This window comes from Pseudomonas sp. Irchel s3b6, from assembly GCF_900187415.1.
In the GTDB taxonomy this organism is placed as follows: Bacteria; Pseudomonadota; Gammaproteobacteria; order Pseudomonadales; family Pseudomonadaceae; genus Aquipseudomonas.
This window is the reverse complement of the sequence record NZ_FYDM01000004.1, coordinates 38,888-52,360: the sequence shown is the minus strand read 5'-3', so window position 1 is coordinate 52,360 and position 13,473 is coordinate 38,888. Positions and strand designations below refer to the sequence as shown.

11 protein-coding genes are annotated in these 13,473 nt (G+C 60.9%); 7 read left to right on the top strand and 4 right to left on the bottom strand.

Features of this window, described 5'->3' with window-relative positions:
• Positions 1-63 precede the first annotated feature (63 nt).
• Positions 64-1,377, bottom strand: a complete 1,314-nt coding sequence (locus tag CKW07_RS08650; protein ID WP_095144519.1) for an ATP-binding protein — start codon at positions 1,375-1,377, stop codon at positions 64-66.
• A gap of 108 nt (positions 1,378-1,485) precedes the next feature.
• The gene (ompR, locus tag CKW07_RS08645; protein ID WP_007983158.1) at positions 1,486-2,226 is read right to left on the bottom strand and encodes a two-component system response regulator OmpR; all 741 of its coding nucleotides are present in this window, start codon (positions 2,224-2,226) and stop codon (positions 1,486-1,488) included.
• A 361-nt stretch (positions 2,227-2,587) separates the two neighbouring features.
• On the opposite strand from ompR, the gene CKW07_RS08640 reads away from it, so the two are divergent.
• The 4 genes from CKW07_RS08640 to CKW07_RS08625 all read left to right on the top strand — a co-directional run bounded on the left by CKW07_RS08640 (position 2,588) and on the right by CKW07_RS08625 (position 7,413).
• Complete coding sequence (locus tag CKW07_RS08640; RefSeq protein ID WP_095144518.1) at positions 2,588-4,912, top strand: Tex family protein; 2,325 nt, start codon at positions 2,588-2,590, stop codon at positions 4,910-4,912.
• Complete coding sequence (locus CKW07_RS08635; RefSeq protein WP_095082131.1) at positions 4,912-5,295, top strand: PaaI family thioesterase; 384 nt, start codon at positions 4,912-4,914, stop codon at positions 5,293-5,295. The genes CKW07_RS08640 and CKW07_RS08635 overlap by 1 nt, the downstream gene beginning before the upstream one ends.
• A gap of 214 nt (positions 5,296-5,509) precedes the next feature.
• Positions 5,510-7,093, top strand: a complete 1,584-nt coding sequence (gshA, locus tag CKW07_RS08630; RefSeq protein WP_095144517.1) for a glutamate--cysteine ligase — start codon at positions 5,510-5,512, stop codon at positions 7,091-7,093.
• A 62-nt stretch (positions 7,094-7,155) separates the two neighbouring features.
• Positions 7,156-7,413 (top strand): hypothetical protein, encoded by a 258-nt coding sequence (locus tag CKW07_RS08625; RefSeq protein ID WP_095082127.1) that lies wholly within the window; start codon positions 7,156-7,158, stop codon positions 7,411-7,413.
• A gap of 13 nt (positions 7,414-7,426) precedes the next feature.
• On the opposite strand, the gene betT is transcribed toward CKW07_RS08625, so the two are convergent.
• On the bottom strand, positions 7,427-9,388 hold the full coding sequence (gene betT / locus CKW07_RS08620) for a choline transporter BetT (protein ID WP_176465303.1): 1,962 nt from the start codon (positions 9,386-9,388) through the stop codon (positions 7,427-7,429).
• A gap of 272 nt (positions 9,389-9,660) precedes the next feature.
• Positions 9,661-10,587, bottom strand: a complete 927-nt coding sequence (gene epsC / locus CKW07_RS08615; RefSeq protein ID WP_095144515.1) for a serine O-acetyltransferase EpsC — start codon at positions 10,585-10,587, stop codon at positions 9,661-9,663.
• A gap of 191 nt (positions 10,588-10,778) precedes the next feature.
• On the opposite strand from epsC, the gene CKW07_RS08610 reads away from it, so the two are divergent.
• The 3 genes from CKW07_RS08610 to tcyL all read left to right on the top strand — a co-directional run bounded on the left by CKW07_RS08610 (position 10,779) and on the right by tcyL (position 13,473).
• Positions 10,779-11,771, top strand: coding sequence for a D-cysteine desulfhydrase (locus CKW07_RS08610; protein ID WP_095144514.1), 993 nt, complete (start codon positions 10,779-10,781; stop codon positions 11,769-11,771).
• A 242-nt stretch (positions 11,772-12,013) separates the two neighbouring features.
• A complete protein-coding gene (tcyJ, locus tag CKW07_RS08605) occupies positions 12,014-12,808 on the top strand; it encodes a cystine ABC transporter substrate-binding protein (protein ID WP_095082121.1) in 795 nt (264 codons plus the stop codon).
• The gene (gene tcyL, locus CKW07_RS08600) at positions 12,808-13,473 is read left to right on the top strand and encodes a cystine ABC transporter permease (protein WP_095082119.1); all 666 of its coding nucleotides are present in this window, start codon (positions 12,808-12,810) and stop codon (positions 13,471-13,473) included. The genes tcyJ and tcyL overlap by 1 nt, the downstream gene beginning before the upstream one ends.

Below are 13,473 nucleotides of genomic sequence, written 5' to 3'. Positions count from 1 at the left end.
AGAGCAAGAGCGGTCCGAGCCTGGCGCCGCTTTTCTCTTGCAGCTTGAAGCTTCCCGCTGCTTCTAGACTGCATCTCTTGGCAACATCAGCCCCAGTGGCAATCTCACCCGCGCTTCCAAGCCGCCACCAGAACGGTTGCGCAGCTCAACGTTACCGCCATGCATCGAGGCAATCCGCTTGACGATGGCCAGGCCCAGCCCGGTCCCTTTACCACCCCGGGCGCGGTCGCCACGGGTGAAGGGGTTGAAGATCGCTTCCAGCTCCGACGGATCAATACCGGCCCCGCGGTCCATGACGCTCAGCACCACGTATGGCGCGCTGACATCACCCGAGACATAGGCCGCCACCTCGACGTCGCTACCGGCGTGATTCAAGGCGTTACCGATCAGATTGTTCAGCAGGCGCTTCATCGAGACCCGACGCAACGGGAACGGCTGGATCGGCTCCAGGCGCAAGCGCACCCGCTCCTCGTTCTGGTTGAACGGTGCCGCTACCTCACGCACCAGATCACTCAGGTCGACGGCTTCCACCGATTCGTCACGACCATCGCGAATGAACGCCAGGAACTGGTCGAGAATCGCGTCCATGTCCTCGATGTCGCGCACCATGTCGTCGGTCAGGTCGCTGCGGTTACCCATCAACTCCAGCGACAGACGCAAGCGGGTCAACGGTGTGCGCAGGTCGTGGGAGACGCCCGCCAGCATCAACTCGCGCTCACGCCCAGCCTGTTCGACGTCCTCGGCCATCTGATTGAAGGCGCGATACACCTCGGCCATCTCACTGGGTGTGTCGCTGATCGGCAGCCGCACGCTGCGGCCCTGCCCCAGTTGCCTGGCGGCATCGACCAGGCGCTTGAGCGGCTGATTGAGCTGACTGACGAATATCCACGCCGAAGCGGTGGAGAGCAGGCCAATGGCAAGGAACCAGCCGAGCACGCTCCAGATTTTCTGGCCGCGCAAGGGGTGCGGGTACAGCGGCACTTTCAGCCAGCCATCCCCCAGACTCGGCGCCTTCACCCACAATGCAGGCGGAGCATGCATGCGCAGACGCACCTCCGTGTCGCCCCCCAGTTCGTCCTGCATTTGCCGTTGGTAGATTTCACTGTAGGGCCAGTGTTGCTCGCCATCGGGAACGCCAGCACCCACAACACGAATCAAGCCGACGGAATCGGCAATCTTGTCTCGGTTCTCTTCATCGGCGGCCCAATAGGCGCGCAACGTCAGGGCAACGCCGTGGCTGTATTGGCGATCCACCAGCACGTCCTCGTTCATCAACAGATAAACCAGGGTCAGCGCCTTGGAAAACAGCACGACGATCAGCACCAGCCAAAGGGTGCGGGAGAAAAAACTCTGGGGAAACCACACGGGGGTTTTCATAGACGACAGCTACACACTTTGCAGGAACGAGTCAGACTCGCAGAATTGCGGATCGCGAATCAACCGGATAATGCCTTATCCGGCTGACCCGTTCCTGCAAATCACCGGTTACTTGGTCGCGGTGCCGTCTGGAACGAACACATAACCCACGCCCCAGACCGTCTGGATGTACCGTGGTTTCGATGGGTCCGGCTCGATCATCCGGCGCAGGCGAGAGATCTGTACGTCGATGGAGCGCTCCAGCGCATCCCACTCGCGGCCACGGGCCAGGTTCATCAGCTTGTCGCGGGTCAGCGGCTGACGGGCGTTCATTACCAGTGCCTTGAGGACCGCGAACTCACCGGTGGTGAGCATGTGGACTTCCTCGCCGCGCTTGAGCTCGCGAGTCGCCAACGACAATTCGTAATCCCCGAAGGTCACGCTTTCGTCTTCGCTGCCCGGTGCGCCTGGCACCGGAGCCGATTGACGACGCAGGACCGCCTTGACGCGCGCCATCAGCTCGTCCGGATTGAACGGCTTGGCCAGGTAATCGTCGGCGCCCAGTTCGAGGCCCTTGATACGGCTCAGCTCATCGCCCTTGGCGGTGAGCATGATGATCGGAATCTGGTTGTTCGCGCCACGCAGGCGGCGGCAGGCGGTCAGGCCGTCTTCGCCGGGCAGCATCAGGTCGAGGACGACCAGGTTGAACACTTCACGCGCCAGCAGGCGATCCATCTGTTCGGTGTTCGGTACGGCGCGGGCACGGTAGCCCTTGCTGACGAAAAAACGCTCCAGCAGGCTGCTGAGCCCAGGATCGTCGTCAACGATAAGAATTTTTTCGCCTTCAGCAGTTTGTGCAGTGCTGCTCATTAGATGCTCCTTTTATCTCGGTGCGCATTATGGCGTAGCTGCCGTTATACGCACCGTGTGCATTGTTAGCAGATTTTTCCTCTACCGCCAGCAATACAGGCATTGTGCCTAGAGGCTGCGATACCCCCCGAAGGTCGGAACGCTGGTTATAATGCGCGGCCTTTTGTGTCAGGCAACCTCTGATCGTTACGGCGTGTGGCGACTGTTATTTTTCATCGCCGCGCAGTAATTGTTCGATTTCACGGGTCAATGGGATGCCTTTTGATCCAGGTGGCGGCGCAGGCCAGGCCGCTCAACCAGACTCGCCGGGCCCTGATTACTGTGCCCGCGAGCCTGCTTTCACAATTTGTCAGGTGGTTTTATGGACAGCATCAACAGCCGCATCGCCGAGGAACTCGGTGTAAGCCCACAACAGGTCGAAGCGGCCGTCGCGCTACTCGATGAAGGCTCCACGGTGCCCTTCATCGCCCGCTACCGGAAAGAAGTGACCGGCAGCCTCGACGATACGCAATTGCGTCATCTGGAAGAGCGTCTGCGCTACCTGCGAGAACTCGACGAACGGCGTATCAGCATCCTGGCCAGCATCCAGGAACAAGGCAAGCTGACCCCGCAACTTGAGCGCGACATCAAGCTGGCCGACACCAAGACCCGCCTCGAAGATTTGTACCTGCCGTACAAGCAGAAGCGCCGCACCAAGGGCCAGATTGCCCTGGAAGCCGGCCTCGGCGAGCTGGCCGACGGCCTGTTCAATGACCCGAGCCTCGCGCCCGAAGCGGAAGCCGCACGCTTTGTCGACGCCGAAAAAGGCGTGGCAGACGTCAAGGCCGCCCTCGAAGGCGCCAAGTACATCCTCATGGAACGCTTCGCCGAAGACGCCAACCTGCTCGACAAGCTGCGCAGCTACCTGAAGCAGGAAGCGACCCTCAGTGCCCGCGTGATTGCCGGCAAGGAAGAGGCAGGCGCCAAGTTCCGCGATTACTTCGAACACGACGAACCGCTCAAGAGCATGCCGTCCCACCGTGCCCTGGCGATCTTCCGTGGCCGCAACGAAGGCATCCTCAGTTCCGCGCTGAAAGTCGGCGACGAGCTGCCCGGCACCATGCACCCGTGCGAAGGCATGATCGGCCAGCAATTCGGCATCGCCAACCAGAACCGCCCGGCCGACAAATGGCTGGGCGAAGTGGTGCGCTGGACCTGGAAGGTCAAGCTCTACACCCACCTGGAAACCGACCTGCTGGGCGAGTTGCGTGACGGCGCCGAGACCGAAGCGATCAACGTTTTCGCCCACAACCTGCACGATCTGCTGTTGGCCGCTCCCGCCGGCCCTCGTGCCACCCTGGGCCTGGACCCCGGCCTGCGTACCGGCTGCAAGGTGGCCGTGGTCGATTCCACCGGCAAAATGCTCGACCACGCCACGGTCTACCCGCACGTGCCACACAACAAGTGGGACCAGACCATCGCCGTGCTGGCTGCCTTGTGCGCCAAGCACTCGGTGGACCTGATCGCGATCGGCAACGGCACCGCCAGCCGTGAAACCGACAAGCTCGCCGCCGACCTGATCAAGAAATACCCGGCGATGAAAATGACCAAGGTCATGGTGTCCGAAGCCGGCGCTTCGGTGTACTCGGCCTCGGAGCTGGCCTCCAAGGAATTCCCGGACCTCGACGTATCGATCCGCGGTGCCGTGTCGATTGCCCGTCGCCTGCAGGATCCGCTGGCCGAACTGGTGAAGATCGATCCGAAATCCATCGGTGTCGGCCAGTACCAGCACGATGTGTCGCAGCTGAAACTGGCTCGCGGCCTGGATGCCGTGGTCGAGGACTGCGTGAACGCCGTCGGCGTCGACGTGAACACCGCTTCCGTCGCGTTGCTGGCCCGCATCTCCGGCCTCAACGCTACCCTGGCGCAGAACATCGTGACCCACCGCGATGAACATGGTGCATTCAAGACCCGCGCGGCCTTGAAGAAAGTCGCACGCCTGGGGGAAAAAACCTTCGAACAGGCCGCCGGCTTCCTGCGCGTGATGAACGGCGACAACCCGCTGGATTCGTCTGCCGTCCACCCGGAAGCCTATCCGCTGGTGCAACGCATCGCCGCTGAAACCGACCGCGACATTCGCTCGCTGATCGGCGACGCCGCGTTCCTCAAGCGCCTGGACCCGAAGAAGTACACCGACGAATCCTTTGGCCTGCCAACGGTCACCGACATCCTGCAAGAGCTGGAAAAACCAGGCCGCGACCCGCGTCCGGAGTTCAAGACCGCCGAGTTCCAGGAAGGCGTCGAAGACCTCAAGGACCTGCAGCCGGGGATGATCCTCGAAGGCGTGGTGACCAACGTGACCAACTTCGGTGCCTTCGTCGATATCGGCGTGCATCAGGACGGTCTGGTGCATATCTCCGCACTGTCCGAGAAATTCATCAAGGATCCCCGCGAGGCGGTAAAAGCCGGTGACGTGGTCAAGGTCAAGGTCATGGAAGTCGACATCCCGCGCAAACGCGTTGGCCTGTCGATGCGCATGAGCGACACCCCCGGCGAGAAGATCGACGGCGCCCGTGGCGCACGTCCGGGTTCGGCGCCACGTCAGTCGCAAAACACCGCACCGCGCAAGGAGGCCGCAGCGCCAGCCCCGAGCAACAACGCCATGGCATCGCTGTTCGCCAACGCCAAGCAGTTGAAGAAACGCTGATGGAGATCCCGGCAGGATTGACTGAAAGCGCGTTTTTCAAACTGCTGGGTTGCCGTTTGCACAGCCTGGAAACCGGGGTGGCGCACGTTGCCCTGGCCCTCGAACCTGAACTGCGCAATCGCGGTGGCAAGCTGCACGGCGGAGCATTGTTCAGCCTGGTGGACATTGCCATGGGGCTGGCCTGTTCCAGCGTGCATGGCTTTGATCAACAGAGCGCGACCATCGAATGCAAGATCAACTACATCCGCGCCGTCAGCGAGGGTGAAGTGATGTGCACGGCGCGGGTGATCCACCCGGGCCGGCGCACGCTGGTGGTCGAGGCTGACGTGATGCAAGGCGATAAACTGGTCGCAAAAGCACAAGGCACGTTCGCTGTCCTGTAGATACATGTCATCAATTTGAGTTAATTTCGGCGCTGCGAAAGCTGCGCCGAAGTTTTTTCGTGCGCGACAGCCAGATTCAGGGATGGAGCATTGGCACTTGTGAGTGGGTCATTACGGCTCGATAACGAGGCGAAAACGCCAGTTTCAACTTCACCCTTGTAGACCGTCCTGCCCACCCCCATATTGGGGCGACTGACGCGTGAAGGAATCCAACTTGAGCGAACTTCTCAACCGCCGCCTGGCTCTGCTCGGTGAGCGCGCCAACCTCTCTCTGCTCGAACAGTGTCTTCACGGCATCGAACGTGAATGCCTGCGCGTGACGGGCGAAGGTCGCCTGGCGCAAACGCCGCACCCGGATGAATTGGGTTCCGCGCTGACCAACGAACAAATCACCACCGACTATTCCGAGTCGCTGCTGGAGTTCATCACCCCGGCGTTGCCAGATCCCGCCGACACCCTGGCGAGCCTGGACAGTATTCACCGCTTTGCCTACAGCAAGCTCGGCAGCGAGTACCTGTGGAGTCCATCGATGCCGTGCCCGTTGCCGGCCGAGGAAGACATTCCGATCGCCTACTACGGCACCTCCAACATCGGTCAGCTCAAGTACGTGTATCGCAAGGGGCTGGCCCTGCGCTACGGCAAGACCATGCAGTGCATTGCCGGGATCCACTACAACTTTTCCCTGCCGGAAAAGCTCTGGCCGCTGCTCAAGGCCGACGATGGCTTTGCTGGCACCGACCGTGACTATCAATCGGCGGCCTATATCGCGCTGATTCGCAATTTCCGTCGTTACAGCTGGTTGTTGATGTACCTGTTCGGTTCCTCGCCAGCCCTGGATGCCGGCTTCCTGCGCGGTCGTTCGCATCAGCTGGAACAGCTGGATGCCGACACTCTGTACTTGCCGTACGCTACCAGCCTGCGCATGAGCGACCTGGGTTACCAGAGCAGCGCGCAAGCCGGGCTGACGCCGTGCTACAACGACTTGAACAGCTACACCGACAGCCTGCGCAGGGCGGTGGCCACACCTTACGCGCCCTATGTCGAAGTCGGCACGCACAAGGACGGTGAGTGGGTCCAGCTCAACACCAACATCCTGCAGATTGAAAACGAGTACTACTCCAACATCCGCCCTAAACGCGTGACCTACACCGGTGAGCGGCCGATCCAGGCGCTGGTGGCCCGTGGCATCCAGTACGTCGAAGTGCGCCTGCTGGACATCAACCCGTTCCTGCCAATCGGTATCGATCTGCCAGAAGCGCGCTTCCTCGACGCCTTCCTGCTGTACTGCGCGCTGAACGAAAGCCCGCTGCTGACCAGCACCACCTGCGGCAACGCCACCTCGAACTTCCTCAGTGTGGTCAAGGAAGGGCGCCGTCCGGGCCTGCAACTGCAACGCGACGGTCAGCCGGTGGACATGAAAGAGTGGGCCTGTGAGCTGCTGGAAAACATCGCTCCGCTGGCCGCGCTGCTGGACCAGAGCCACGGCGGCGACGCCCACAGCAAAGCCCTCGACGCGCAACTGGCGAAAGTCCAGGATTCGTCCCTGACACCCTCTGCCCAGGTATTGGCCGCGATGAGCGAAAACAAGGAGAGCTTCGCCCAGTTCTCCCTGCGCCAGAGCCAGGCGCACGCCGAGTTCTTCCGCCGCGAACCGCTGGCCCCTGACGAACAAGCGAAGTTTGAAGCGCTGGCCCGTGCGTCCCTGGCCCAGCAAACCGAGCTTGAACAGAACGAAGTCGGTGATTTCGATGTGTTTGTCGGCGCGTATCAGGCGAGCATTCTGGCGATCAGCAACTAAAGCCATCGATCGTTCCCATGCTCGCGCTCAGGAACGGTCCTTCAGCCCGGGAATGCGAGACCATGCACACCACGATCATCATCACCTTCGGCCTGGTCCTGTTGGCGTTGATGCTGTTCATCGGCCAGAAACTGGGCTTCAGCCGTGACACCCTGACCTACAGCTTCGTTGCCCTGTGGCTGGCGCTGACGGTCATCAACGGTGCCATCGGCATGATCAGCACAGGGCAATCGCTGACAAACGAGTTGATGGTGGGGTTCATGGTGTTTGCAGTACCCGTGGCGGCCCTGGTGTTGTTCATGTCCTTGAGCAACACCTGAGCCACCACCCCCGTCAGCGCACCAGATGCAGGAACTGCATGTGCCGCTCGTACTGGTCGAGGATGTCGTTGATGATTTGCTCCTTGGTGTAGCCCATCAAATCGTAATCCTGACTGCCCTCGCTCAAGTGCACTTCGGCGCGGTAGTAACGGCGGTTGCGCAACTCCTTGGGCCCCATCCCGCCACGGGCGAATGACGGCGTGAAGTAGCCGCGCATCTGCACCTGGTAAATGAACGGGTGCTGGTCGCCGTGCCCGATTTCCAGGCTGACACTGTCATTGGCCGGGTCCGGTTGGGTGATCACGTTCAAGCCCTTCTCGACGAACACCGCGGTCACCTCTTCGATGGCCGGACGCACCGTGGTGTCGAGGAAGCGATACACCTCATCGCGAGACGGGAAGTGCACCGCCTGGGTCAAGCGCTGGCGCCAGCCACCCTTGCCGCGCCGGGAGGCCGAGACCGGTGCCAACGAGTGCATCTGGGCGATCTTCCTCTGCGATTCGAGGTAGAACGCTTTATGCAGCCCCCACATCATCAGCAGCAAGATCAGCGAGAACGGCAACGAAGTCAGCACCACCGCTGACTTCAACGAATCGATGCTCCCCGCGAACAACAGGGCGCTGGTGACCAGTGCCGTCATCGCCCCCCAGAACACCCGCAACCATTTCGGGCCGTCTTCGTCGGCGCTGCCACCACGGGCCGACAACGTCGAGAGCACCACGGTGCCGGAGTCGGCCGAAGTAACGAAGAACACGAAGCTGATGAACACCGTCACGGCGATCACCGTTTTGCTCCAGGGGTAGGTCTCCAGCAACAGGTAAAGGGTCATCGACGGATTCTCGATGGCCGACAGGCCCAGGGCACTCATGCCGTGATTGAGCACCTGGTCGATGGCGCTGTTACCGAAGATCGACATCCACGCCAGGGTAAAACCAAGGGGAATCAGCAACACGCCGAAGACGAATTCACGGATGGTCCGGCCACGGGAAATCCGTGCGATAAACAGGCCCACGAACGGCGACCATGCAATCCACCAGGCCCAATAAAACACAGTCCAGCCACCCAGCCAGTCGCTGGGCTTGTCGTAGGCGTACAGGTCGAAACTCTTCATCGGCAAGGCACCGAGGTAATCGCCGAGGTTCTGGATCAGGGTGTTGAGCAAGTGCTGGGTGGGACCTGCGAACAAGACGAACAGCAACAGCGCGCAGGCCAGCAGCATGTTGATATCGGACATCACCCGCACGCCCTTATCGACGCCCGCGACCGCCACGATAATCGCCGCGCCCATCATCAAGGTGATCAGGCCCACCTGAACCCACTGCGTGTGGGCAATGCCGAACAGGTAGTCCAGGCCGGAATTGAGGTGCAACACCCCAAAACCCATGTCCGCGCCCAGGCCGAACACCGTGGCAATGATGCCAAAGCCGTCCACCGCGTAACCGATGGGGCCGTTGATACGCTTGCCAATCAGCGGATACAGCGCCGAACGCAGGGCCAGCGGCAAATTATGCCGGTAGGCAAAGTACGCCAGCGCCATGCCGACAAAGGCGAATACGCCCCAACCGTGCAGGCCCCAATGCAGAAACAGAATCTGCATCGCCTGGCGCGCCGCATCAGCCGTGCCGGCTTCACCCTGTGGTGGTTGCAGCATGTGCGTCAGGGGTTCGGAGACGCAGAAGAAAAACAGCGTGATGCTGATGCCGGCGGCGAACAGCATGCCGGCCCAGGACAGGTAACTGAATTCGGGCTCGTCGTGGTCGGCACCGAGCTTGATCTTGCCATAGCCAGACAAGGCGGTGACCACCACGAAGACCAGATACAGGGTCATTGCCAGCATGTAGTACCAGCCGACCGTGTTGGCCGCCCAGTCTTGCGCGGCCAGCAGCCAGGCACCGGACTGTTGCGGGAAGGCGATGACCACCAGGCCGAACAGCAAAATGAAGGTCGCCGCGAAGTAAAACACCGGCGGGTTCATGCGCATCTGACCGCTTGGAGGGGTAGTTGATGCACTCATGCAGGGTGCACCTCGAGGGAGTAAAACGTGGCTGTCAAAAACGGACTCAGCAAAGGCAAGCCTCCTGTTGTGAGCGGGCAGCGAACCGCCGGTTTAACTTGAATGAACGTTCAAGTTAAACATGGATAGGGGGCTAAGGACTAATCCCAAGGCCCGGCGGCACTGTCGTACGCTAGCTCAAGGCAGGCTATGAGGTGGAGTTTGAAGGATCAATGCATAAGGCACTACCCGGGTTATTTCTGCGTCCCGTCATCATGCTGCAGATTGGCCTGGGTCAGGTTGCTCCCGGCCGGCACGCTGCGGGTCAGCCAGACGTTGCCGCCGATGCTCGAGCCCTTGCCGATGGTGATCCGCCCCAGAATGGTTGCACCGGCATAGATCACCACATCGTCTTCGACAATCGGATGGCGCGGATGGCCCTTCTGCAATTGGCCGTCTTCGTCCGCCGGAAAGCGTTTGGCACCGAGGGTCACGGCCTGGTAGATACGCACGCGCTCGCCGATGATCGCCGTCTCGCCGATGACCACGCCGGTCCCGTGGTCGATAAAGAAGCTGCGGCCAATCTGCGCGCCCGGGTGAATGTCGATGCCGGTAGCCGAGTGGGCGATTTCCGAGCTGATGCGGGCCAGCAACGGCAAACCGGCGCGATACAGATGGTGCGCCAGGCGATGGTGAATCACCGCCAGAATCCCCGGATAGCACAGCAGCACTTCATCGACGCTGCGGGCCGCCGGGTCACCGTGATAAGCGGCCAGCACATCGGAGTCGAGCAGGCTGCGCAACTGCGGCAGGGCCAGGGCGAAACCCTGGATCAGGCCGATCGCCCGCGCCTCGACGTCGGTGTCGACCTGCGCGCTTTGCCGCGCAACGTAGCGCAACTCCAGGCGCGCCTGGCCCAGCAAAGCGTTCAGCGCAACATCCAGTGTATGCCCGACGTAAAAGTCCTCGCTCTCCTCACGCAAGTCCACCGGACCCAGACGCATCGGGAACAACGCACCACACAGCGCTTCGAGAATCTCCGCCATCGCCGCACGCGACGGCAGCTCACGCCCCCCCTGCTCGCCGCTGCTGCGACCATTCTGCGCGCGCCACTGGTCGCGGGCCGCGCGCAGTTCGCTGACGATGGTCTGTAATTGCCAATGGCTGGAACGCTCGCTCACGATAAAACTCCTCACAGGCTGTGGCCGTACAGTCGGCCGCCTAAACGGCATTCACTTTACGGTATGGGTCAAAAACGCAATTAAGAACGAATTGTGCTGTACTCAGCACTTTTTGGCATAAGCGTTTGGCGGTTGCCCGAGCAAATCAGCCTGCCTATAGTCCAGACATCTCCTACAACCCGTACGGACCCATGATCAAACAACAGCTGGCTCGTTTTAATCGCCTGGACCTCCTCACCCACGCCACCCCCCTGGAAAAGCTCGATCGCTTGTCGAGCTGGCTGGGGCGTGATGTCTATGTCAAACGCGACGATTTGACGCCGCTGGCCATGGGCGGCAACAAGCTGCGCAAACTTGAGTACCTGGCCGCCGACGCACTCGCGCAAGGTGCCGACACGCTGATCACCGCCGGGGCCATCCAGTCCAACCATGTGCGCCAGACTGCCGCCCTGGCCGCTAAGCTGGGCCTGGGGTGCGTCGCCCTGCTGGAAAATCCGATCGGTACGGATGACAGCAATTACCTGGGCAACGGCAATCGTCTGTTGCTGGACCTGTTCGATGCCAAGGTCGAGTTGGTGGACAACCTCGACAACGCCGACCAACAGTTACTGGCCTTGGCCGAGCGGCTGCGCAGTAACGGCAAGAAACCCTATCTGGTGCCCATTGGCGGTTCCAATGCGTTAGGCGCACTGGGTTATGTGCGGGCGGGGCTGGAACTGGCGGAACAGATCAAGGATACCGGCCTGGAATTCGCCGCCGTGGTCCTGGCTTCGGGCAGTGCTGGCACCCATAGCGGGCTGGCGTTGGCGCTGAGCGAAGTGCTGCCAGACCTGCCGGTCATCGGCGTCACCGTATCGCGCAGCGACGAAGACCAGCGGCCCAAGGTTCAAGGCCTGGCCGAACGTACCGCCGAGCTGCTGGGCGTGAGCTTGCCGGCGAGTTTCAAGGTTGAGCTGTGGGACGAGTATTTTGCCCCGCGTTACGGCGAGCCGAACGCCGGCACCCTGGCCGCCGTGAAGTTGCTGGCGAGCCAGGAAGCCCTGTTGCTGGACCCGGTCTACACCGGCAAGGCCATGGCCGGCCTGCTCGATGGCATTGGTCGTCAACGCTTCAATGACGGGCCGATCATCTTTTTGCACACCGGTGGCGCGCCAGCGTTGTTTGCCTATGCGTCGGTCTTGTAAGTCAGTCGCAGAGACTCCCGCTGTGGCTAGGGTATGACGCATACATTCATTATTCTATTTCGGAATAAATGAATGAATTTATATTATTTTCCAATCTAAAAGCCGCGTCATATAGTCCCGCCGCAGGCGCAATTGCCGCGAGACGCATACGCTGCTTTAAGGCAGGATGTTGCAGTCGTTCCATTCCCGGTTTTGCCTGCTTCCTAAAACAACGTCTTCATAAGAAAACACAGGGGCTTGTCATGAATTTTTCCGCATTTCGTCGAAATCTGCTGGTGGGCTCGCTGGGCCTGGTCCTGGGTGCCGGACTTCTGGGGCAAGCGGTTGCTGGTGAGCAGCTGCAAAAAATCAAGGAGGCTGGCGTGATCAACGTAGGCCTGGAAGGCACTTACCCACCGTTCAGCTTCGTCGACGCCGACGGCAAGCTGGCCGGCTTCGAAGTCGAATTTTCCGAGGCCCTGGCCAAAGAGCTGGGCGTCAAGGTCAAGCTGCAACCGACCAAATGGGACGGCATCCTCGCGGCGCTGGAGTCCAAGCGACTGGACGCGGTGATCAACCAGGTGACCATTTCCGAAGAGCGCAAGAAGAAATACGACTTCTCCGAGCCCTACACCATCTCCGGGATCCAGGCCCTGACCCTGAAAAAGAACGAAGGCACCATCAAGACCGCTGCCGACCTGGCGGGCAAGAAAGTCGGGGTCGGCCTGGGTACCAATTATGAGCAGTGGCTCAAGGACAACGTTCCACAAGCCATCATCAAGACCTACGACGATGATCCGACCAAGTATCAGGACCTGCGTGTAGGCCGTATCGACGCCATTCTGGTGGACCGCCTGGCCGCTCTGGAACTGACTGCCAAGGCCAAGGACACCGCGGTTTCCGGCGAACCCTTCTCCCGTCAGGAAGCCGGTATTGCCCTGCGCAAGGGCGAGCCTGAACTGCTGGCAGCGGTGAACAAGGCCATCGAGAAACTGCGCGCCGACGGCACGCTGAAAAAGATCTCGGAAAAGTACTTCAACGCTGACGTCACTCAATAATGGAAGAAGGTTTCCAACTCGCGCTGGACTCCGCGCCCTTCCTGCTCAAGGGCGCGTACTACACCGTCATCCTGAGCCTGGGCGGCATGTTCTTCGGCCTGCTGCTGGGGTTTGGCCTGGCGCTGATGCGCCTGTCACGCTTCAAGCTGGTGAGCTGGATCGCCCGCATCTACGTGTCGTTCTTTCGCGGCACGCCGTTGCTGGTGCAGTTGTTCGTGATCTATTACGGCTTGCCGCAATTAGGAATCGAACTTGATCCACTGCCCGCCGCCCTGATCGGCTTCTCGCTGAACATGGCGGCCTACGCCTGCGAAATCCTGCGTGCCGCCATCAGCTCCATCGAGCGCGGCCAATGGGAAGCCGCTGCCAGTATCGGCATGACCCGTGCACAGACCCTGCGCCGGGCCATCCTGCCGCAAGCCGCGCGCACGGCACTGCCGCCACTGGGCAACAGCTTTATCTCGCTGGTCAAGGACACAGCATTGGCCGCCACGATCCAGGTGCCGGAACTGTTCCGCCAGGCACAACTGATCACCGCCCGTACCTTCGAAATTTTCACCATGTATCTTGCCGCCGCGCTGATCTACTGGGTTCTGGCCACGGTGCTGTCGCACCTGCAGAACCAATTGGAAGAGCGGGTCAATCGGCACGACCAGGAGTCCTGA